This window comes from Bradyrhizobium sp. 134 (genome assembly GCF_023074155.1).
Classification (GTDB): Bacteria; Pseudomonadota; Alphaproteobacteria; order Rhizobiales; family Xanthobacteraceae; genus Bradyrhizobium.
This window is the reverse complement of sequence record NZ_JADPKX010000050.1, coordinates 1-22334: the sequence shown is the minus strand read 5'-3', so window position 1 is coordinate 22334 and position 22334 is coordinate 1. Positions and strand designations below refer to the sequence as shown.

The 22334-nt window shown below is 63.7% G+C and carries 20 protein-coding genes and 1 pseudogene; 7 read left to right on the top strand and 14 right to left on the bottom strand.

Annotation, left to right across the window (positions count from 1 at the left end; genetic code table 11):
- The first annotated feature begins 155 nt into the window (after window positions 1-155).
- Window positions 156-896: a thermonuclease family protein gene (locus IVA75_RS20420; RefSeq protein ID WP_247284752.1), complete on the top strand. Its 741-nt coding sequence runs from the start codon at window positions 156-158 to the stop codon at window positions 894-896.
- Window positions 897-1003: 107 nt separating this feature from the next.
- A complete protein-coding gene (locus tag IVA75_RS20415; RefSeq protein WP_027568361.1) occupies window positions 1004-2191 on the top strand; it encodes an aminotransferase class V-fold PLP-dependent enzyme in 1188 nt (395 codons plus the stop codon).
- A gap of 211 nt (window positions 2192-2402) precedes the next feature.
- Here the strand turns inward: IVA75_RS20415 and IVA75_RS20410 are convergent, their stop codons facing one another.
- Both IVA75_RS20410 and IVA75_RS20405 read right to left on the bottom strand, forming a co-directional pair.
- Complete coding sequence (locus IVA75_RS20410) at window positions 2403-3509, bottom strand: hypothetical protein (protein ID WP_247284751.1); 1107 nt, start codon at window positions 3507-3509, stop codon at window positions 2403-2405.
- Complete coding sequence (locus IVA75_RS20405) at window positions 3509-4945, bottom strand: MBOAT family O-acyltransferase (protein WP_247284750.1); 1437 nt, start codon at window positions 4943-4945, stop codon at window positions 3509-3511. The genes IVA75_RS20410 and IVA75_RS20405 overlap by 1 nt, the downstream gene beginning before the upstream one ends.
- 152 nt (window positions 4946-5097) lie before the next feature.
- Here IVA75_RS20405 and IVA75_RS20400 point away from each other — a divergent pair, with 152 nt between their 5' ends.
- Entirely contained in the window at window positions 5098-7203 is a 2106-nt protein-coding gene (locus tag IVA75_RS20400; protein WP_247284749.1) for a S9 family peptidase, read from the top strand.
- A gap of 64 nt (window positions 7204-7267) precedes the next feature.
- On the opposite strand, the gene IVA75_RS20395 is transcribed toward IVA75_RS20400, so the two are convergent.
- The 6 genes from IVA75_RS20395 to IVA75_RS20370 form a co-directional block, all read right to left on the bottom strand.
- The gene (locus IVA75_RS20395) at window positions 7268-8359 is read right to left on the bottom strand and encodes an SMP-30/gluconolactonase/LRE family protein (protein ID WP_247284748.1); all 1092 of its coding nucleotides are present in this window, start codon (window positions 8357-8359) and stop codon (window positions 7268-7270) included.
- Between the two features lie 83 nt (window positions 8360-8442).
- Window positions 8443-9162, bottom strand: a complete 720-nt coding sequence (locus tag IVA75_RS20390; protein WP_247284747.1) for a ribonuclease activity regulator RraA — start codon at window positions 9160-9162, stop codon at window positions 8443-8445.
- 10 nt (window positions 9163-9172) lie between these two features.
- Window positions 9173-10912 (bottom strand): L-arabinonate dehydratase, encoded by a 1740-nt coding sequence (gene araD, locus IVA75_RS20385; protein ID WP_247284746.1) that lies wholly within the window; start codon window positions 10910-10912, stop codon window positions 9173-9175.
- Entirely contained in the window at window positions 10909-11766 is an 858-nt protein-coding gene (locus IVA75_RS20380; protein WP_027568368.1) for an ABC transporter permease, read from the bottom strand. The genes araD and IVA75_RS20380 overlap by 4 nt, the downstream gene beginning before the upstream one ends.
- 11 nt (window positions 11767-11777) lie before the next feature.
- Window positions 11778-12539, bottom strand: coding sequence for an ABC transporter ATP-binding protein (locus IVA75_RS20375; RefSeq protein WP_247284745.1), 762 nt, complete (start codon window positions 12537-12539; stop codon window positions 11778-11780).
- Window positions 12539-13558, bottom strand: coding sequence for an ABC transporter substrate-binding protein (locus tag IVA75_RS20370; protein ID WP_247284744.1), 1020 nt, complete (start codon window positions 13556-13558; stop codon window positions 12539-12541). The genes IVA75_RS20375 and IVA75_RS20370 overlap by 1 nt, the downstream gene beginning before the upstream one ends.
- A 95-nt stretch (window positions 13559-13653) precedes the next feature.
- On the opposite strand from IVA75_RS20370, the gene IVA75_RS20365 reads away from it, so the two are divergent.
- From IVA75_RS20365 to IVA75_RS20355, 3 genes are all read left to right on the top strand, one after another.
- The gene (locus tag IVA75_RS20365) at window positions 13654-14370 is read left to right on the top strand and encodes a GntR family transcriptional regulator (RefSeq protein ID WP_247284743.1); all 717 of its coding nucleotides are present in this window, start codon (window positions 13654-13656) and stop codon (window positions 14368-14370) included.
- A 193-nt stretch (window positions 14371-14563) separates the two neighbouring features.
- Window positions 14564-14992 (top strand): response regulator, encoded by a 429-nt coding sequence (locus IVA75_RS20360; RefSeq protein ID WP_247284742.1) that lies wholly within the window; start codon window positions 14564-14566, stop codon window positions 14990-14992.
- Window positions 14970-18566 carry a PAS domain S-box protein gene (locus IVA75_RS20355; protein WP_247284741.1) on the top strand — a complete coding sequence of 1199 codons (3597 nt, stop codon included), beginning with the start codon at window positions 14970-14972 and terminating at the stop codon, window positions 18564-18566. The genes IVA75_RS20360 and IVA75_RS20355 overlap by 23 nt, the downstream gene beginning before the upstream one ends.
- 120 nt (window positions 18567-18686) lie before the next feature.
- Here IVA75_RS20355 and IVA75_RS20350 read toward each other — a convergent pair whose 3' ends face one another.
- A complete protein-coding gene (locus IVA75_RS20350) occupies window positions 18687-19322 on the bottom strand; it encodes a response regulator (protein ID WP_007604420.1) in 636 nt (211 codons plus the stop codon).
- Between the two features lie 185 nt (window positions 19323-19507).
- Between IVA75_RS20350 and IVA75_RS20345 the strand changes: the two are divergent.
- A pseudogene (locus tag IVA75_RS20345) lies at window positions 19508-19761 on the top strand (hypothetical protein).
- A 54-nt stretch (window positions 19762-19815) separates the two neighbouring features.
- Here IVA75_RS20345 and IVA75_RS20340 read toward each other — a convergent pair.
- The 5 genes from IVA75_RS20340 to IVA75_RS20320 all read right to left on the bottom strand — a co-directional run.
- Complete coding sequence (locus IVA75_RS20340; RefSeq protein WP_027568374.1) at window positions 19816-20319, bottom strand: response regulator; 504 nt, start codon at window positions 20317-20319, stop codon at window positions 19816-19818.
- A gap of 140 nt (window positions 20320-20459) precedes the next feature.
- A complete protein-coding gene (locus tag IVA75_RS20335) occupies window positions 20460-20774 on the bottom strand; it encodes a hypothetical protein (RefSeq protein WP_027568375.1) in 315 nt (104 codons plus the stop codon).
- Between the two features lie 2 nt (window positions 20775-20776).
- Entirely contained in the window at window positions 20777-21658 is an 882-nt protein-coding gene (locus IVA75_RS20330; protein ID WP_247284740.1) for a protein-glutamate O-methyltransferase CheR, read from the bottom strand.
- Between the two features lie 59 nt (window positions 21659-21717).
- Window positions 21718-22104, bottom strand: a complete 387-nt coding sequence (locus IVA75_RS20325) for a response regulator (RefSeq protein ID WP_027568377.1) — start codon at window positions 22102-22104, stop codon at window positions 21718-21720.
- A 31-nt stretch (window positions 22105-22135) separates the two neighbouring features.
- A partial coding sequence (locus tag IVA75_RS20320) for a chemotaxis protein CheW (protein WP_247284739.1) occupies window positions 22136-22334 on the bottom strand: 199 nt, incomplete at its 5' end.

Sequence of the window (22334 nt, the reverse complement as noted above, 5' to 3'; positions counted from 1 at the left end):
AAAGAGGTGGGTTACGCCTTCGGCTAACCCACCCTACAAACTTCGCCCGATGACAGTAAGTTGAAAGCCCAACTGCCAGGCATATGCTGGCCGGGCGGACAAAAGCCGACCACAATTGCGAGGTCTATCGCAATTTTCATCACACGCGGGCCGGCATGTTGCGAAAATTCCTGATTGCGCTGTCATTGCTTGGCTTCTCCTTGCCTGGCTTGCCGTCGCCGGCTGAGGCCGCCGACATCACCGGCACCGCTAAGGTTCGCGCCGGCGACGCCGTGATGATCGGCAACACGCGGATCAGGCTCGGCGGCATCGACGCGCCCGCGGTCGACCAGCTCTGCCTCAACAACAAGGGCGAGCGCTGGACCTGCGGCATCGCGGCCCGCGACGAGCTCGCCAAATACGCCGACGGCAAGAACTGGGTCTGCCATGCGAGGTCGATCGACCGGCGCGGCCGCACCGTGGCGCGCTGCGATGTCGGCGGCGAGGATATCCAGAAATGGCTGGTGCGCGCAGGCTGGGCGCTGGCCTACACCCGCATGTCGCACGACTATGAGGCGGACGAGAAGGCCGCGCGGGAGGCCAAGGCCGGTATGTGGCAGGGCGCCTTCATCGCGCCCTGGGACTGGCGCGAGCGCAACAAGAAGACCACCATCCTCGGCGCCACCAAGCCGCCCGACGGCGCGCATGCGATCCTGCTCGCTTCGGCCTCGGGCCCGGTCGCGCCCTCGCCGGACTGCACCATCAAGGGCAATGTCAACTCCGCCGGCGAATGCATCTATCACCGGCCGACCAGTCGCTGGTATGCGCAGATCAAGATGAAGATCAGCAAGGGCACGCGCTGGTTCTGCTCGGTGGAGGAAGCCGAAGATGCGGGCTGCCGCGAGACTAAGAGATAACCCACGTCAGACCTGCGTTTTCCGGCCTTTTCTTGCACCGCAGCGCCGCGTAAAAGTGTGAATCAGCGACCCACCATCCTGTTCTCAGGCAACAAGGACCAACAGCAATGACCGTTCGCGCGGGCCGGGAATTTCTGGCCATCCCCGGGCCCACCAATATGCCCGACGAGGTGCTGCGGGCGATGCATCGTCCGGCGATCGACATCTACTCCAAACAGATGACCGATCTGACCGAGAGCCTGCTCAGCGACATCTCGAAACTGTTTGCGACCAAGGGCAAGTCCTACATCTACATCGCCAACGGTCACGGCGCCTGGGAAGCAGCATTGAGCAACGTGCTGTCGCGCGGCGACAAGGTGCTGGTGCTCGAAAGCGGACGGTTTGCAATCGGCTGGGGCCATGCCGCCGCGCTGATGGGTGCCGAGGTCGAGGTGCTCAAGGGCGACTGGCGCCGCGCGGTGCGGCCGCACGAAGTCGAGGAGCGCCTGCGCCGCGACAAGGATCACACCATCAAGGCCGTCGTCGTCGTCCAGGTCGACACGGCGTCCGGCGTGCAGAACGACATCGAGGCGATCGGCAAGGCGATCAAGGCGAGCGGCCATCCGGCGCTGTACATGGTCGACACTGTCGCCTCGCTCGGCTGCATGCCGTTCGAAATGGACAAATGGGGCATCGACGTTGCGATGTCGGGCTCGCAGAAGGGCCTGATGACGCCGCCCGGCCTCGGCTTCGTCGCGGCCAACGCGCGTGCGCTCGAGGTCCAGAAGACCGCCAACATGAGCACGCCCTATTGGAGCTGGAGCGAGCGCGAGGGCAGCGAGCATTATCGCAAATATGCCGGCACCGCGCCGGTCCATCTGCTGTTCGCGCTGCGCCAGGCGATCGACCTGCTGCACGAGGAGGGACTGGAGAACGCCTTCCGCCGCCACAGCCTGCTCGGCGAGGCCGCACGACGCGCGGTTGGCGCGTGGTCCGAAGGCCAGGTGCTCGGCTTCAACGTCGCGGAAGCCAGCGAACGCTCCAACACCGTGACCACGGTGACCATGAGCAATGGCCACGATCCGGCAATCCTGCAACGCTATTGCAAGGAGAAGTGCGGCGTGGTGCTCGGCACCGGCATCGGCGATCTCTCGGGACAAGCCTTCCGCATCGCCCATATGGGCCACGTCAACGCCCCGATGCTGCTCGGCACGTTGGGGGTGATCGAGGTCGGGCTGAACGCGCTGAAGATCCCGCACGGCAAAGGCGGGCTTGAGGCAGCGGTTGCGTATCTCGGCGAAGAGGTGGCGGTGTAGGCGCAAGCCGGAAACTCCGCTGTCGTCCCGGCGAAGGCCGGGACCCATACCGCGTGATCCATCCGTGATGCACGGTGTCCGTACCGCGGAAAGAGCTTTAACTGCGAATCTTCGCCAAACTCCTCCCTGGGGTTATGGGTCCCGGCCTTCGCCGGGACGACGGCGGACTGTTTGGCTACGCTGTGGCCTCATATTGGCAGAGGCCAACGCTTCACCGCGGCAAGCGATACGCCTCGACCTGCGCCTTCAACGCCTCCAGCGACGCAAGCGGCGCGTCCGGATCGACCCGATATTCCCTACGCGCCAGCCACGACAGCACCTTCGCATCGACGACCGGCGAATGGTGGATAACGTCGCCGTAATGGTCGAAATCGTGCGTCACGTCCTTGATCGCCCGGAAATCGTATAGGCGCACATTGGGAAGCTGCGTCAGGCGCTGCGCCATGACGGCGGTGAGGTCGGTGACGATCTTCAGCGTCGCAGGCGAAGCATCACGCATCGCGACGAATTGCAGGATCGAATAGGGCGGGAAGTAGATGTCGAAGGTCACGTCCGGATGGCGCGCGATCAGGCCGACGGCGTCACGCTCGAAATGCCGGACCATCGCGTCGTAACGATAGCCTTCGCCGAGAAAACGGCTGCGTACGGGATCGGTGATATAGGTGAAGGCCGCGAGCGTCCTTTTCGCATTGTAGGCGCGCGCGATGTCGATATCGCGCGGCAATGCATAGATATCGTCGACGTTTTCAAGCGCAAACTTGACGGGCAGATAAGGCGCGGCCCGGGTCAGCGGCTCTCGCAGCGGCGGAACCGACCGCAACAATGCGAACAGGGATTCCTTCGCCATCGCCGCGCTGAACAGATAGGACGCGATGCCTTTAGGCGTCCCGCGATAGAGATCAGCAGAGAGATAAGGATCGGTCTCGATGTCGGCCGCATCGACAAAGATGAAATCGTCCATCGCCCAGATCACGCGCTTTGCGCCGCGGTCGATGGCCTGCTCGAGCACAAACCCCTGCTGGCGCGAATTGGAGCCGGTCATCGCCAGCTTGAGCGAGTGCACGCCCAGCGCATGGTCGATATCGCTCTGGCGGAAATGGATCGCGAGCGAGGTGCCCATGAAGGCGGTGTCGAACGACTGGCTGCGGATCAGCCCGGCATTCTGCACCCGCGTGTCGTCGGAATAGAACGGTGCGACGAGGCGCGAGGGGCGAAACAGTTGCAGCGGATCGATGACATAGGTGAGCGCAGCCGCGCCCAGCACGCACCCGATGCTCGCGAGGAGAAGACGCCCTGGATGTGTGAACGCGCCTTGCATCAGAACCGGAAATAGATGAATTCGCTGTGGCTCTGGATGCCCAAAATCCCGAACGCAAGCACCAGCGACGCACCATAGAGGACCAGCGGCCGCATCCGTCCGGCCATCAGGCCCTCGCCGACCCTGCGATTGGCGTGGTCGTACCCCATGATTCCTTGCGTATTCGGTGCCAGCCACACCAGCGTGGCATAAATTGCGACCATCACCGACGCCGCAATCTCCTCGCGCCCGAAGGAGATATTCGAGGGATCGGCCATCGCATTCAGAATCCGCATGGCCCAATCGACCCGTTCGGCGCGGAAGAATACCCAGGCGACAACGACGGCGAGAAATGTCAGCACGGCTCCGGCGGCGCGAGCTGGGCGCGCGAGCAGTTTTGGAACATTCGGCACCAGCGCATTGAAAGCGTGATTGACGCAGAGATAGGCGCCATGCAGCGCGCCCCAAATGACAAACGTCCAGGCCGCGCCATGCCAGAGCCCGCCGAGCAACATCGTGAGCAGCAAGTTGACGTAGCGCAGCACGCGGCCGCGACGGTTGCCGCCGAGCGGGATGTAGAGATAGTCGCGCAGGAAGTGCGACAGCGTCATGTGCCAGCGCCGCCAGAACCCAACGATGCTGGTGGCCTTGTAGGGCGAGTTGAAATTAACCGGCAGGAAGATGCCGAACATCAGCGATATTCCGATCGCCATGTCGGAATAGCCGGAAAAGTCGAAATAGAGCTGGAACGTGTAGGCGAGTGCACCGAGCCAGGCCTGGTCGAAACTCGGCGCGCGCGCATCGAAGGCGAGCGCGACCAGCGGCTGGATGCCGTCGGCGAGGCACGTTTTCTTGAACAGGCCGATTGCGAAGATGATGATTCCGCACAGGATCAGATGCGCGTGCGGCTGCTTGGTTTCCTCCCGTTCGAATTGCGGGATCATGTCCTTGTGGTGAAGGATCGGTCCCGCGATCAGATGCGGAAAGTAGGTCACGAACAGCGCGTAATGCGGCAGTGCGTAGGCCGCGACCTGTCCGCGCCAGGCATCGACCAGGAACGCGATCTGGGTGAACGTGTAGAAGGAGATGCCGACCGGCAGCAGGATATGGGCCGCGAAGTGCGTGCCGGTCAGTACATTGATGTTCTCGGCGACGAAGCCGGCGTATTTGAAGATGCCGAGCACCAGGAGATCGCCGGCGACGCCGAGAGCAAGTGCCGCCTTTCGTTGCGACGGAGCAAGCTTCGCCACGATGAGGAGGTGGCCTATGCCATAGTTGAAGGCGATCGATATCAACAACAGGGCCACGAACTGCCAATTGCCGATGGCGTAGAAGGTGAGCGAGGCCACCGCCAGCCAGATCACCGGGGCCAGATTGCTGCGCCGCCCGAGCCAGAAATAGCCAGCCAGCGCGGCCGGCAGGAACAGCAGGATGAACGGGTAGGAATTGAACAGCATCAGGCTGGACCGGCGGCGGGGATTAGGAAGCCTAAAGCATAGAAGGGACCGATCAACAACCCGGCGACTGGCGCAGTCCTTGCCGCAGTGGCGCTGGCAATTCGAGGAATCGGGGCGATATAAGGTGAAACACGCATCTGAGTGAGGATCGAGTGACACAGGCCAAAACACCTTCCCAGCCCCCCGTCGCCCCGCGCCGGCCGCATTCCTTCACGCGGCACGGGATCACCGTGACCGACGACTATGCCTGGCTGAAGGACGAGAAATGGCAGGAGGTGCTGCGTGACCCCGCGGTGCTCGATCCCGACATCCGCAAATATCTCGACGCAGAAAATAGCTACACCGAGAGCCTGCTCGGCCATACCGCAGCCCTCCAGAAGACGCTGGTGCGCGAGATGCGGGGGCGGATCAAGGAGGACGATTCCAGCGTGCCGTCGCCGGATGGTCCCTTCGCCTATTTCCGCAAGTTCCGCGAAGGCGGCCAGCACGAGCTGTTCGGCCGCATGCCGCGCGATGGCGGCGAGGGCCACATCGTGCTCGACGGCGATGCGCTCGCCAAGGACCACACCTATTTCAAATTCGGCGGCAGCCGGCACTCGAACGATCACAAGCTGCAGGCCTGGAGCGCCGACACCAAGGGCTCGGAATATTTCTCCATCCGCGTGCGCGACTGGGCGACCGGCAAGGACCTCGACGACGTCGTCGAGGAGACCGACGGCGGCGTGGTCTGGAGCAAGGACGCGACGTCGTTCTTCTACGTGAAGCTCGACGACAATCATCGGCCGATGCAGGTGTGGCGGCATAAGCTCGGCACTCGGCAGGCCGACGACACGCTGGTCTACGAAGAGCAGGATTCAGGCTGGTTCACCCATCTGCAAGAGAGCACCAGCGGCCGCTTCTGCGTGATCGCGGGCGGCGACCACGAGACCTCCGAGCAGCGGCTGATCGACCTCGCCCATCCCGACGCACCGCCGCGCCTCGTCGCGGCTCGCGAGGAAGGCGTGCAATACTCGCTCGCCGACCGGGGCGACGAACTCTTGATCCTCACCAACGCCGACGACGCCATCGACTTCAAGATCGTCACCGCGCCGCTCGCATCACCCGAGCGCAAGAGCTGGCGCGATCTGATCCCGTATCGCCCGGGCATCTACATCATCGACCTCGATCTCTATGCCGGCCACATGGTGCGGCTGGAGCGCGCCAATGCGTTGCCGTCGATCGTGATCCGCGACCTCGCGACCAAGGAGGAGCACGCCATTGCGTTCGACGAGGCGGCCTATTCGCTGGATACGATGGGCTCCTACGAATTCGAGACGACGAATTTGCGCTTTGCCTATTCGTCGATGACGACGCCGTCGGAAGTCTACGATTACGACATGGTCAAACGCACGCGCACCCTGCGCAAGCGGCAGGAGATTCCGTCCGGCCACAATGCGGCCGACTACGTCACGACGCGCATCATGGCGAAGGCGCAGGACGGCGCCGAGGTGCCGGTCTCGATCCTCCATCGCCGCGGGCTCACGCTCGACGGCGCGGCGCCGCTGCTGCTCTACGGCTACGGCTCCTACGGCATGGCGATGCCGGCCTCGTTCAGCGCCAACCGGCTGTCGCTGGTCGACCGCGGTTTCGTCTATGCCATCGCCCATATCCGCGGCGGCGCCGACAAGGGCTGGGGCTGGTACCTCGACGGCAAGCGCGAGAAGAAGACGAATTCGTTCGACGACTTCTCTGCCAGCGCCCGCGCACTGATCGATACGAAGTACACCAGCGCAAAGCGCATCATCGGCCACGGCGGCTCGGCCGGCGGCATGCTGATGGGCGCGGTGGCGAACCGCGCCGGCGAATTGTTCGCCGGCATCGTCGCCGAAGTGCCGTTCGTCGACGTGCTCAACACCATGCTCGACGACACGCTGCCGCTGACGCCGCCGGAATGGCCGGAATGGGGCAACCCGATCGAGAGCGAAAAGGATTTCCGCACCATCCTGTCCTATTCGCCCTACGACAATGTCGCGGCGAAAGACTATCCGGCGATCCTGGCGATGGGCGGGTTGACCGATCCGCGTGTCACCTATTGGGAGCCCGCCAAATGGATCGCGCGCCTGCGCGCGACCATGAACGGCGGCGGCCCGGTCCTGCTCCGCACCAACATGGGCGCCGGCCATGGCGGCGCCTCGGGACGCTTCAATCGGCTCGATGAAGTCGCGATCGTCTATGCGTTCGCGCTGTGGGCGGCGGGGATGGCGGAGGCCGGGGTGTAGGGTCCTGGCTTTCGTCAGGACGAGAGCGGAGTTTGTGGGACGAGTTACCGTCCCACAATTTCCGTCATACCGCCCCGTGCGCTTCCACATACAGCGCATACACCGAGTGGCTGCTGGCCATATACAAGCGATTGTTCTTCGGTCCGCCGAAGCAGAGATTGGCGCAGCGTTCGGGCAGCTTGATAAAGGCTAGCGGCTTGGCGTCCGCGTTGAACACCATCACGCCATCGAGATCCTCCGACTTGCCCTTGAGCTGAAACACCTTGCGCCCGGCGATGTCGGCCGGCTCGGATTGCAGCGCACCGTTGGAGCCCCAGCCGCACCAGAGATTGCCGTCGCGGTCGACGCGAAAACCGTCCAGCGAGGCCTGGTCGGTGGCGTCAATCAGCTTGGTCTTGCCGCTGAGCGAACCGTCGTCGCCGACATTGTAGCTCCAGATGCTGCGGTTCGGGGTCCCCTTCCACTCGACGACGTAGAGCTTCTTCTCGTCCGGCGAGAAGGCGAGGCCGTTTGGATTGACGAGGTCGGTGAGCACAGCGCTGATCTTGCCGTCCTTGGCGATGCGGTAGACGTTGGTGGTGGCCTGCTCGGCCTTCTCCTTCTTGCCCTCCCACTCGCCGTTGATGCCGAACAGGGGATCGGTGAACCAGATGCTGTCGTCGGATTTCACCACGATGTCGTTCGGCGAATTCAGCCGCTTGCCCTCGAACTTGTCGGCCAGCACGGTGATCTTGCCGTCCTTCTCGGTGCGGGTGATGCGGCGGGTCACGGAGTGCTCGCAGCTGACGAGGCGGCCCTGGCGGTCGCGCGCATTGCCGTTGGCGTAGTTCGCATTAGCGCGGAACACGCTGGTCTGCCCGGTCTTCTCGTCGAACTTCATGATCCGGTTGTTGGGAATGTCCGAGAACAGCAGATAGCCGCCCTCGGGAAAATAGGCGGGGCCTTCGGCCCAGCGCATGCCCGTTGCGACCTGCTCGACCGTCGAGGAATAGAGTCGGTATTTTCCAAAGCCGGGATCGAGGATCTGGATGGCGGGATCGGGATAGCGCTGGTTCGGCGTGAACGGAAACGACTGGGCACCGGCGGCGCGGGCGAAAAGCGTGGAAGCCGCCGCCGCGCCAGCGCCAGCCAAGAGATTGCGTCGTGTGAAATTCATGGAATCCTCCCCGGCTGATTTAAGGCCGGCGCTTGCTGCGGCCGGCCTGTTTCTTGAAAAGATCTGGTGCCGGCGCGTGGCCCTTACCTTCCGTTCGCCTTCCGCCATGCGCCGAAGTCGGTCAGCGTCTGCGGGTCCGTCGCCGGATAGAGACCGAAAATGCCGCGGCCCTTGTTGACTTCCTCGGTGACGAAGTCCTCGAACGCGGTCATCTCGAAGGTCTCGTTGGCGATCTCTTCAGCGAGATGCGCGGGGATCACGATCACGCCGTCGCTGTCGCCGAGAATGACGTCGCCGGGAAACACCGGCGCATCACCGCAGCCAATGGGAACGTTGATCTCGATGGCGTGATGCAGCGTCAAATTGGTCGGCGCGCTCGGACGGTGGTGGTAGGCGGGGATACCCAGCTTGGCGATCTCGGCCGAGTCGCGAAAACCGCCGTCGGTGACGACGCCGGCGACGCCGCGCTTCATCAAGCGCGTGACCAGGATCGCACCGGCGGAAGCGGCCCGTGCATCCTTGCGGCTGTCCATCACCAGCACGCTGCCTGGCGGGCAATCCTCGACCGCCTTGCGCTGCGGATGGGAACGGTCCTTGAAGACCTCGATGGTGTTGAGATCCTCGCGGGCCGGCATATAGCGCAGCGTGAAGGCTTCACCGACCATGCTCGGCTGGTCGGCACTGAGCGGGTGCACATCCTGGATCATCTGGATGCGCAGGCCGCGCTTGAACAACGCGGTGGCGACGGTGGCGGTGGAGACGGATTTGAGCTTGTTGCGGGTGGCTTCGGTAAGTTTGGTCATGTCACGCTCTCTAGTAAATCGAGGGCTCGCCGATCGGCGCGCCGAAATCGGTCTCGAGGAAGTCGAAGTCGCAGCCGTCATTGGCCTGCTTGATGTGCTTGGTGAACATCCAGCCATAGCCGCGCTCGAAGCGGCGTTCGGGCTGCTTCCAGGCGGCGCGGCGCTTGTCGAGCTCGGCCTCCGACACATCGAGATTGATGGTGCGGGCAGCGACATCGAGCGTGATGCGGTCGCCGTTCCGCACCAGCGCCAGCGGTCCGCCGACATAGGATTCCGGGGCTACGTGCAGAATGCAGGCGCCGTAGCTGGTGCCGCTCATGCGCGCATCGGAGATCCGCACCATGTCGCGCACGCCCTGCTTCACGAGCTTGGTGGGGATCGGGAGCATGCCCCATTCCGGCATGCCCGGTCCGCCCTGCGGCCCCGCATTGCGCAAGATGAGAATGTGGTCTTCGGTGACATCGAGATCGGGATCATCGACCGCCTTTTTCATCGACGGATAATCGTCGAACACCAGCGCAGGCCCGGTGTGCTTGAGGAAGCGCGGCGCGCAGGCGCTCGGCTTGATGACGCAGCCGTCGGGCGCGAGATTGCCCTTGAGCACGGCGAGCGCGCCTTCCTTGTAGATGGGATTGTCGATCGAACGGATCACGTCGTCATTGTGAACCTCGGCGCCATCGATGTTCTCGCCCACGGTCTTGCCGGTGACGGTGATGCAGTCGAGATGCAGATGCGGCTTGATCTGGCCCATCAATGCCGGCAAGCCGCCGGCATAGAAGAAATCCTCCATCAGATAGGCATCCCCGCTCGGCCGCACATTGGCGATGACGGGCACCTTGCGGCTCGCAATCTCGAAATCGTCGAGGCCAATGTCGAGACCGGCGCGGCGAGCCTGCGCGATCAGATGGATGATCGCATTTGTCGAACAGCCCATCGCCATCGCCACTGCGATCGCGTTCTCGAACGCCTTGCGGGTCTGGATCGTCTTCGGCGTCAGATCTTCCCAGACCATCTCGACGATGCGGCGGCCGCATTCGGAGGCCATGCGGATATGGTTGGCATCGGCGGCGGGAATCGAGGATGCGCCAGGCAGCGTCATGCCGATCGCCTCGGCAATCGCCGTCATGGTGGAAGCCGTGCCCATGGTCATGCAGGTGCCATAGCTGCGGGCAATGCCGGCTTCGATGTCGAGCCAGTCCTTGTCGGAGATCTTGCCGGCGCGGCGCTCGTCCCAGTATTTCCAGCCGTCCGAGCCCGAGCCGAGCGTCTTGCCCTTCCAATTGCCGCGCAGCATCGGACCTGCCGGCAGATAGATCGCCGGAATGTTCATCGAAGTGGCGCCCAGCAGCAGCGCCGGCGTGGTCTTGTCGCAGCCGCCCATCAGCACCACGCCGTCGACGGGATGGCTGCGCAGCAACTCCTCGGCGTCCATCGCCAGCAGATTGCGATAGAGCATCGTGGTCGGCTTGAGCAGCGATTCCGACAGCGACAGCGCCGGCAGCTCCAGCGGCAGGCCGCCGGCCATCAGGATGCCGCGCTTGACGTCGTCGACGCGCGACTTGAAGTGCATGTGGCAGGGCTGCGCGTCCGACCAGGTGTTGAGGATCGCGATCATCGGGCGGTCCTTCCACTCCTCCGGCGCGTAGCCCATCTGCATGGTGCGGGAGCGGTGGCCGAATGAGCGGAGATCGTCGGGTGCGAACCAGCGCGCGCTGCGGAGCTGGTCGGGCGTTAGTTTCTTCTTGGTCATGATTGGGTGCCCCATTTCTGCACGGTGTTCCGCTCGATGGCGCGGAAGATCAGGTTCTCGACAAAAAGCCCGATGATGATCACCGTCAAGAGGCCGGCGAAGACCGCAGGTATGTCGAGCAGGTTGCGGTTTTCGAAGATGAACCAGCCGAGCCCGCCCTGCCCCGAGGACACGCCGAACACCAGCTCGGCGGCGATCAGCGTGCGCCAGGCAAAGGCCCAGCCGATCTTGAGGCCGGTCAGGATCGAGCCGAACGCCGCGGGGATGAGGATTTTCGCCACGTAAGGCAGCCCGCGCAGGCCGTAATTGCGACCGACCATGCGCAGCGTGTTGGACACGCTCTTGAAGCCGGAATGGGTGTTGAGTGCGACGGGCCACAGCACCGAATGGATCAGCACAAACACCAGACTGCCGTTGCCGAGACCGAACCAGATCAAGGCGAGCGGCAACAGCGCGATCGCCGGCAGCGGATTGAACATCGCCGTGACAGTCTCGAGGAAATCGGTGCCGATGCGGGTCGAGATCGCGAGCACGGTGAAGATCGCGGCGAGCGCGATGCCGGCCGAATAGCCCATGAAAAGGACCTTCAGCGAGGCCCAGGCGCGCATCGGGATGGTGCCGTCCTTCACACGCTCGAACATCGTGATGACGGTGTCGTGCAGCGTCGGAAACAGCAGGGGATTGTCGAGCGTGAGGCCGTAGGCCTCCCAGACCGCCGCGAGAAACAGGATGATGACGGTCTTGCGGACAAAACCATCGTTCCACAACAGCTCGGGCACGCTCAGCTTGCGCTCGACTTCGGCTGCGCTGCCGGCGACCGGCGCCTCACGTAGCAGGATCCTGGCTTCGCCCATGAGAGGCTCCCTCAATGCGCCGTTGCTTCGGAGGCGAACAGGAGATCGTGGATCTCCTTCTCGAGCCGGCCGGCACTGCCGTCCTCATTGGAAACCTTGTCGACGTCGACCACCTCGGCCTTGACGCGGCCGGGATGCGGCGACAGCAGCAGGATGCGGTTGCCGATGCGGATCGCTTCCGCGATCGAGTGGGTCACGAACAGCACGGTGAATTTGGTCTCACTCCAGAGCTGGAGCAGCTCGTCCTGGCAGGTCCGGCGCGTCAGCGCGTCGAGCGCGGCGAACGGCTCGTCCATCAGCAGGATGTCGGGCTCCATCGCCATGCCGCGCGCGATCGCGACGCGCTGCTTCATGCCGCCGGAGAGCGTGTGCGGATAGGCATCGACCACACGGGTCAGGCCGACCTTCTCGATATAGGCTCGCGCCCGCGCTTCGGCGTCCTTGCGCGACAATTTTCGCGCGGTCAGGAGCGGAAACATCACGTTGGCCAGCACGCTCTTCCAGGGCAGCAGCTGGTCGAACTCCTGGAAGATCATCATGCGATCGGCGCCTGGACCGTGGATCTCGCGGTCGTTGATGGTCATGCGACCTTCGCTCGGCGCCATGTAGCCGCCGACGGCCTTGAGCAGGGTCGATTTGCCGCAGCCGGACGGCCCGAGCAGCACGAAGCGATCGGACCTGTCGACGGTGAAGCTCACCCTTTCCGTGGCGGTGACGACGGCGCTGGAGGTCTTGTAACGCAGCGTCACGGAGCTGACGTCGAGCAGCGCCATCAGTTGCCCTTCAGATCGTGGGCGACGGGGAGATAGTAATCGGTCCAGGCCTTGGGTTGAGTCTTTAGCGTACCGGTCTTGAACAGATGCGCGGCGAATTTCATCGTGCCCTGCGGCTCGAGATTCCACTCCATCATGCCGGGCTCCTTCAGGAGGTCGAGCAGCTCTTCCAACGAGGTCTTGTCACCGGTGATCTCCCTGTAGATCTCGACCGCCTGCCTGGTGTCGCTGCGGATCAGATCCTGCGCTTCCTTGGTCGCATCACGCACGGCCTGGATGATTTTCGGGTTGGCATCGGCGAACTTCGTGGTGGTGAAGAACTGCGCCTGGCTGAGAGGGCCGCCCATTACGTCCGGCGACGACAGCACGACATGCGCGCCCGGCACGTTCTTCAGCTCGAGGAAGGTGAACGGCGGGATCGAGAAATGGGTGTGCACCTCGTGCTTGGCGTTGGACAGTGCCGCATAGGCGTCGGGGTGGCCGAGCTGCACCGTGTTGACGTCCAGCTTCGACCATTGGTCGGCACCAAAAGCCTCGGCGGCGGCGATCTGGAGCACGATCGCCTGGGTCGAGACTTTCACCGTCGGCACGGCGATCTTGTCGCTGGGGCCGAAATCCCTGATCGACTTGATGTTGGCGTCGCGGCTGATCAGCGTCATCGGCTGCGCCGAGGTCGCGACGATGCCCTTCACACCGCCGCGCGTGCGATCCCACAGCAACAAGAGATTGCCGGTGCCGGTGTTGAGAATATCGACGCCGCCCGCGAGCAGCGCATCGGTCTGCGCACCGCCGCCGGAGAAGGTGACCCATTTGGTGGTGACACCGGCCACCCCGAGCTGAGCTGCGTGCTTCTCGATCAGCTTCTGCTTTTCCATGATGTGGCTCGGCATGTAGAAAATGCCGGGCTGGCGCGATAGCGAGATCTCGGATTTTTGCTGCGCTGACGCGGACGAAACCGTCAGCGCCGTGGCGGCGATCAGGGCGACGGCCGTGAGGCCACACTGCAATTGCTTGATCATTGTTGTTCGTTTCCTCCGGCCGCCATTGACGAGCGATCTTACTGATGCACTAATGCATTAGTGCCTCAAAGGCAAGGCCGGCCGGAGCCCTTCGCATGGAAACAGCCCAACCCGCATCCCGCGCGGCCGTCCGCCCCGGCGCGCGGCTCGACCGGGCCCGGCAGGCCGCACCGCAAGTGTTCGAGCGCCTGCGCAACGCCATTCTCGCGCTCGAACTGCCGCCCGGCTCGCCGCTGTCGCGCACGGATCTCGCCGCACAATTCGGCGTCAGCTCGACGCCGATCCGCGACGCCTTGATGCGGCTGGAGGAAGAAGGTCTGGTCGACGTGTTTCCGCAGCACGCCACCGTCGTCAGCCGAGTCGACGTCGGTCGGGCCGAGCAGGCCCATTTCCTGCGCCAGGCACTGGAACTCGAAATCGTCCGGCTGCTCGCGGAGCAACATGACGACGCTTTGGTCATACGCCTCGACCACACGATCGCGCTCCAGCAGCAATTCGCCAAGGCCGGAGACTTCGAGAGCTTCATCGCCGGCGACAATGATTTTCACGCGCAGCTTTATGCCGCGGCCGGCAAGCAGGAACTCTGGACGCTGGTGCGCAGCCGCAGCGGACATATCGACCGGCTGCGCCGGCTGCATCTGCCCTCACCGGGCAAGGCCCAGAACATCGTCCGCCACCACAAGCTGATCACGCGCGCGGTCGAGGCCGGCGACGCCGATGCTGCGCAACAGCATCTGCGCAAGCACCTGTCGGGCACGCTGAGCGAACTCGATACGATCCGGAGCCACTATCCGGAATATTTGACCGACTAAGCCTATGGCGCGTCGCTAGCAGTTGTGCACGTCACCGTGCATAAGTTGACGCAACCGATTCGCCTTTCGCGAGCAATCGTCGGATCGATGGCGAAGTGCTTGCAGGCCGAATGCAATCCGCGCAACAATTTCAGAGTTGATGGTTTGATTTGCGGTCGCTGGGAAATCCCATCCGGCCCGGAGGATACCAGACGTGGCCAACATCCTGATCGTGGATGACGACGCGGCCGTGCAGATGACGATTCGGCTGCTCCTGGAGAGGGCTGGTCATCACATCACCGTCGCCGGAGACGGCCGCAAGGGACTTGCGCTGTTCGAGGCCAGCCAGTTCGACCTGCTGTTTCTCGACATCTTCATGCCCGGCATGGACGGCCTGGAGACGATGCGCCACATCCGGGCGCTGCAGCCAGCGATTCCGATCGTCGTCATTTCCGGCCGTTCGTTCACGCCGGACGCCCATGCGGAGCCGGACTTCCTCAAGATGGCGACCAAGCTCGGCGCGGTGGCGAGCTTGCAGAAGCCGTTCCGGGCCGACGCGCTGCTCGCCGCGGTCGCCGGCTGCCTGGACGCGGCGCGGACGGCATCGGTGAGGAATCCGGATGTCAGCACCGGCCGCCGATGACAAGAACCTTCATTCTATTCCAACCGAGCCCGGGCACGGCAATTCAGGAAGCGGTGTAAATTTCCCCATGACCCTCGCTACGCGGCTCGCCATCGCGATGATCCTGCTGGTGGCGGTCACCGTGGCCGCAGTCGGCTGGCTCGGCTATCGCAACATCACCCAGGCCGTCATTCCGCGTGTCCTGGAACGGATTGAAGCCCAGTCGAGCCTGCTGGCCACCCATCTTGAATCCTACGTTGCCGGCGCCCGTGGCGATCTGCTCGGTTATCGCTCCGCCGCTGCCATCAATGGCCTGATCCGCGCCCATGTCGGTGGAGGCATCGACGCAGTCGACGGCGTTTCGGAGCAAACCTGGCGCGAGCGCATCGCAGCGCGGTTCGCAGCCGAGATCGACGCGAAACCAAGCTACGGGCAATTTCGAATCATCGGCCTTGACGACGATCAACGCGAACTGGTCCGCGTCGATCGCGCCGGCCAGAACGGAGCAGCACGGATTGTTCCCAACGGCGAACTCGAACGCAAGAGCGAACGAACCTACTTCCAAGAGACGATTCGACTGGCGCCGGGCGACATCTATGTTTCGCCCATCGATCTCGCCACCCGGCAGGGAGGAACCACGGATCCTCACATTCCGACGTTGCGCGTCGCGACGCCGCTGTTCACGCCTGATAGCAAGCCGTTCGGCATCATCATCGCCAACATCGACATGCGTCCCGCGCTCGACCGCGTTCGTTCAACCGCGAGCGCAGGAGGAGAAATCTATGTCGTGAATTCGCGTGGCGACTATCTTGTCCACCCCGATCGCGCGCGGGAATTCGGTGCATTGCTTGGCAACGCCAACGATTGGCGCCGGGACTTTCCTTTCTTTGCAGCCCGGGCCGGCCAGCCGCAAGGATCCACGCAGCTCACGAGCGACCGGTCTGGCCGGCCGAGTGGAGCGGCGATCGCACCGGCGCTGCTGGCTGGCAAGGAGTGGTTGGCTATCATCGAGACGGCCCCCGCATCCGTGTTCAGCCGCGTTCCGGCGGCCATTCAAAAAACCTCCTCGCTGGTCGGCCTGCTTGCTGTCCTTGCCGCAGCTTTGCTTGCGGTGCTGCTGGCGCGCTCATTAACGCGGCCGATCGGGCGTTTGACCGCGGCGGTGGAGGCGATCGGCAGCGGGCGGCGCGCCGATATTCCCGTCGATGCGAGCGGAGAGACAGGCGTGCTGGCGAGGGCATTCGCCCAAATGGTCGAAGAAACCAGAGCGAAGACGGCCGCTCTCGAACGCGAGATCGAGGAGCATCGCCGCACCGAGGCCGCGCGAAGCCATCATGAAGCGCGCGAGCGCTTGTTCAGCGCCGCCGTCGAATCCTCCGACGACGCGATCGTGATGCAATCGCTCGACGCCATCATCACCGGCTGGAATGCCGCCGCCGAGCGTCTCTACGGCTATTCGGCGAATGAGGCGATCGGGCAATCCACCTCGATCATCGTCCCACCCGACCGACGCGAGCAAGGCAAGGACTATTTGCGGCGGATCGCCGGAGGAGAACCGATCGAACGGTTCGAGACCGTGCGCCTGCGCAAGGAAGGCACGCCGGTCGAAATCTCACTCAGCCTGTCGCCGATCAGGGGCCCGTCAGGCGAGATCGTGGGCGCCTCCGGCACCGCGCGCAGCCTCACCGAGGCGCGGCGGGCCGAGCGGGCGCTGCAGCAGCAGCTCGAGGAACGGCGTCAGATCTTCGAGACCTCGCAGGATCTGATCATGGTGATGGACGCGCGCGGGCACATCGCGCAGATCAGTCCGAGCAGCGAGGCCATTATCGGCTACCGGCCGGAGCAGATGATCGGCCGCAGCGGCGCCGATTTCATTCATCCCGGCCATCTCGACCAGTCGCGCGACGAGATGCGCGCGCTCAGGCGCGGCGAGCGGCTGAAGCTCGCCGACACCCGCTGCTTCCACAAGGACGGTCGCGAGGTCTGGCTGTCTTGGCTCGGCAGCTGGTCCGACCATGCCCAGCGCTACTTCTTTGTCGGGCGCGACATGACGGAGGCGAGGCTTGCACAGGAGTCCTTGCGGGACAGCGAACAGCTTGCGCGCAACATCGTCGAGACCTCGCTCGATGCTTTCACCCAGACAGACCACACCGGCGCCATCCTGAGTTGGAACTCGCAGGCCGAGAAGCTCTTCGGATGGACGCGTGAGGAGGCGATCGGCGAGAATGCGATTGAGCTTTTCGTCGCCCCCAGTGAGCGCGAAAGCGTCAGGGCCAGACTGAAGCTCTTTCTCGAATCCGAGCAACAATCGCTGGCCAATCCACGGCGCGAACTTTTGGTGCGGCGGCGCGACGGCAAGGAATTCAGGGCCGAACTCAGTGTCACGGCGCTCCGGCGACGCGAAGGCGTTCTTTTCAATTCGTTCTACCGCGACCTGACCGACAAGATCGCGGCCGACGAGCGCATCCGCCAGGCCGAGAAGATGGAGGCGGTCGGCCAACTCACCGGCGGCGTGGCGCACGACTTCAACAACATCCTCACCGTCATCACCGGCACGATCGAGATCCTGGCCGACGCGGTGGCCAAGGAGCCGGAGCTCGCCGCGATCACGAAGATGATCGACGAGGCCGCCGGGCGTGGCGCCGAGCTGACGCAGCACCTGCTGGCGTTTGCGCGCAAGCAGCCGCTTCAGCCGCGCGAAATCGACGTCAACGCGTTGATCATCGACACCGCGAAACTGTTGCGGCCGACGCTGGGCGAGCAGATCCATATCGAATCGGTGTTCGAGGACGAGAACTGCGTCGCGATCGTCGATCCCAGCCAGCTCACCACCGCAATCCTCAACCTCGCGCTCAATGCCCGCGATGCCATGCCAGGCGGCGGCAAGCTGATCGTGGAGACGGGGGCGGCCTATCTCGACGAGGTCTATGCCAGCGTCAACGACGTCCCGCCGGGCCACTACGTGATGATCGCCGTGAGCGACACCGGCAGCGGAATTCCCGCCAACATGCTGGCCAGGGTGTTCGACCCCTTCTTCACCTCGAAGGGACCCGGCAAGGGCACCGGACTCGGGCTTTCGATGGTCTACGGCTTCATCAAGCAGTCCGCGGGCCACATCAAGATCTACAGCGAGGAAGACCACGGCACCACGATCAAGATGTATCTGCCGCCCGGCAAGACGCCGACGTTGGTCGGCGAGGTCGTGACGCCGGCGACCATCGAAGGCGGACACGAGACGATCCTGGTGGTCGAGGACGACCGGCTGGTGCGTGACTACGTGCTGGCGCAGCTGCATTCGCTCGGCTATGTCACCTTGCAGGCTGCGAACGCCGCGGAGGCGCTCGCAATCGTCGCCGCCAAAAAGCCGTTCGACCTCCTGTTCACCGACGTCATTATGCCCGGCAAGATGAACGGACGGCAGCTCGCCGACGAACTGCGGAGAACGCGCCCCGATCTCAGGGTGCTCTACACGTCCGGGTATACCGAGAACGCGATCATCCATCACGGCCGGCTGGATTCGGGCGTTCTGCTGCTGGCGAAGCCCTATCGCAAATCGGATCTGGCGCGGGCCATCCGCAAGGCGTTGAGCAGTTGATAGCGTCGGGCTGGGTGAGAGCCCGTAGCCCGGCTGAGGGAAGCGATACCCGGAAACACTCCGAGCCAAGTCCCGGATGTCGCTTCGCTCATCCGGGCTACGACATGTCACCTCCGGAATTTACGACGCGCGCTGGGCCGCGGTCATCACGATGCGGATCAGATCGGCGGCATTGCGCGCACCGAGCTTCTTCATGATGTTGGCGCGATGGTCCTCGATGGTGCGCGGGCTGATGCCGAGCGTGCGGCCGGCCTCCTTGTTGGAGGCGCCGGCGGCAAACTGCTCGAGCACCTCCCGCTCCCTGCGCGTCAACGGCTCGCGCCCGGGGAAATGCAGCGAGCCGAACTTCGGCGCCGCGTTCTCTGACTGCCTGCGTGCATAAGCACCGATCGCCTCGTCGAGCCGGCCGACGATCTCGCTGCCGCGGAACGGCTTCTCGATGAAGTCGAGCGCGCCGCTCTTGATGGCTCCCACCGCCATCGCGATATCGCCCTGTCCGGAGATCATGAAGATCGGTGCCGGATAGTCTTCCCCGTGCAGCTCATTGAGAATATCGAGGCCCGACTTGCCGGGAATGTGCACGTCGAGCAGGACCGCTGCAGGTGTGCGGCTTCGCGCGACGGAGAGCAATGCTGCGCCGTCCGCAAAACAGATCACCTCATAGCCAGCCGCCTTCAACACCATCGACAAGGTGTCGCGAACGGCAGCGTCGTCGTCGACCACGAAGATTTCACCGCGAGAGCTTTGTTCGGCCATGTGCCACACATCCGGTTGGCATGAAGGACTCGCGTCCGCCCCAACCGTTATGGCGTTCGGCGCGGATTCGGCCCACCGTATTTGTACGGGACATGGACTTAACGCACAAGTAGCGGCGAGGCGCCTAATTGCAGGGGACGGAGAATATCCATGCTAATTTGGCCGCTATGCCGCCTCTCGTGGCAATGCCCGAGGTCGAGAGCCGTGAGCTGATTGCGGCTGACCTTCGCATGCTGATCTCGCAGATCGAGACCACCATGCGCCGGACCGCCACAGCCATGGATCAAGAACACGGGAGCGATCCGGAAGGTTCCGCCGACGTCTTCGTGCTCGACGATGTCACACCGCGGTATCCACGGCGATCGCCGCTCTCGACGCCTGCCGGGCCGGCCTTGGCCATGCCGTTAACTGCCTGTCGGAAACCGGCAGCACGGTATAGATCGCGGTTGCTGCGGCGCGACGACCGCATTTCACTGCATGGCAGGCACGCGGCTCAGGCGCGGTGCCGCTCCACGATCGCGTCGGTGGCGACACCACCCCAGGTGTGGATCGCCGGCAGGCCCATCGCGGTCTTGCCAAGGTTGGCGAGGCTGATGCGCAACGCGGCGAGATCCAGCGGCTTGGGCAGGCTCTGGAGCTCGATCCCGACGGAACGGGCGAAGCTGCGGGCGGCGCTGCGGCGCTTGCCGTCCATGCCGCTGATGACGATCACGGCGCCGCCAAATTTCGCCTTCGCCATCTCGCCCAGCACGTCGATGCCGTCGCCATCCTCCAGCACGAGATCGAGTGTCACGCAGTCGAAGCGCGCGGTGCGGAGCTTTTCGATCGCTTCGGCCACGGACGGCGCCACGCTGACTTCGTGGCCGGCCTGCTTGGCCGCGACCGTGATCAGGCTGCGCTGCGTGGCGTCGTCATCGACCACCAGAAGCTGAAGCGCACGCCGCTCGGCGCCGTCGGGCAGGTTTGACGGGAGAGGTGAGAAAGAGCTTCTGGGCATTGCGGTATCCTGAGATAGAGACCGGCAATGGATACACGGTTCGCGCTTAGGCCACGTAAAGCCGCGACGGCAAATTCAGTCGGTTGTTTCAGCAAATGTGAACCAAGCTCGCGGCAAACGGCGACGAGACCAGGTGAAGATCACGCCGCTTCGTCACGGCCACCGGCGGCCCGCTTCTTCCGGTTCTTGCCACGCAGGAATTGGATGTCCATTTCGACGCCGTTGACGCGCACCAGTTCGCAGCGGCGGTAGGCAAGGCCGGTGGACGACAGCAGCAGGAAGAACTCTTTCAGGTTCAGGCCCTGAATCGAGCCTTCCACCGTCAGGACGGCGTCGGTGTCGGAGATCGCGTTGAGCTTGCAGTCGCGGCGCCAAGTGCCGTCGATGGCCATGATGCAGACATCATAGCCCCGACTGAACGTCACGCGTTCCGCGCCCTTGCCATCCTCGGCCATGCCTATCGTCCTGCCATGACCGCTACGCGCGGCGCGGCGCCGGCAAGAGCCGGCTTGGCGGCCGCGGCACGGGGGTCGTTCGGCTTGTAGAGACCGCGCTTCTCCGGAATCGGCTTGAACGTATCGGTCAGTCCGACCACCGTTTCGGCCGCGCCCAGCACCAGGAAGCCGTCTCCCTCGATCTGGCGAGCCAGGCGGTTGAAGATGTTGATCTTGGTGTCCTGGTCGAAATAGATCAGCACGTTGCGGCAGAAGATGACGTCGAAGGTGCCGAGCTGAGCGAAATCGTGCAGCAGATTGAGCTGCCGGTGCTGGATCATCGCCCGCAGTTCGGGATTGATCTGCCAGGTCTCGCCGGTCTGCTTGAAATATTTCATCAGCATCTGGATCGGCAAGCCACGCTGCACTTCGAACTGGCTGTAGATGCCGGCCTTGGCCTTCTCGAGCACCTCCTGCGACAGGTCGGTCGCGATGATCTCGAGGCGCCAGCCGGTCAGGGCCGCCCCCATCTCCTTCAGGCTCATCGCGAGCGAATAGGGCTCCTGCCCGGTCGAGCCGGCGGCGCACCAGATGCGCACGCTGCGGCGGCCGGCGCGCGCCTTGATGATCTCCGGCATGATGGTGTCGCGGAAATGGTCGAACGGGACCTTGTCGCGAAAGAAGAAGGTCTCGTTGGTGGTCATCGCCTCGACCACGCTGGTGACGAGCGCGCCCGAGCCAGCGCCTTGCAGCTTCTGCACGAGCTCGCCGATGCCGGAGATCCCGGCCTTGCGCGCCAGCGGCAACAGCCGGCTTTCAATCAGATATTGCTTGTCTGCGGACAGATCGAGCCCGGAATGATCCCTCAGGAACTTACGCAGATACTCATACTCGGTCGGGGTCACTGATAGGCCTCTCGGAAGCTGTACTGGAACACTCTGGCCGGAACACTCCGCCAGATAACTCAGACCATGGCTTGTCCGACCGGGATCAAGCCGACTTCAGCGAATTTGTCGGCGATGATGTCTTTGTCGAAGGGCTTCATGATGTACTCGTTGGCGCCGCCGCTGAGCGCCTGAGCGATATGAGCCACGTTGTTTTCGGTGGTGCAGAACACGACCTTGGGCTGGTCGCCGCCGGGCAGTCGGCGCATGTGGCCCATGAACTCGAAGCCGTCCATCACCGGCATGTTCCAGTCCAGCAGCACAGCGTCGGGCAGCTTGCGCTGACAGACTTCAAGCGCCTTGGAGCCGTCCTCGGCTTCCGTGACTTCGAATTCCAGGCCTTCTAGGATCCGGCGTGCGATCTTGCGCACGACGCTGGAATCATCGACCACCAAACACGTCTTCATTTTGGTTCTCCGGCTTCGATGTTTTTGGGGCTCACGCAGCCATTTGCACTTCGGTCTTGAGCTCGAGGACGCGATCGACGTCGAGGACGACCATGAGCTGGCCGTCGAGACGGTGGACACCGCCGGCGAGTTTGGCCATGCGGGGGTCGAGATTGACGGGGTTTTCTTCCATGCCGTCCTCGGCGAGCCGCAGCACTTCGCCGATCTGGTCGATCAACAGGCCATAGGAT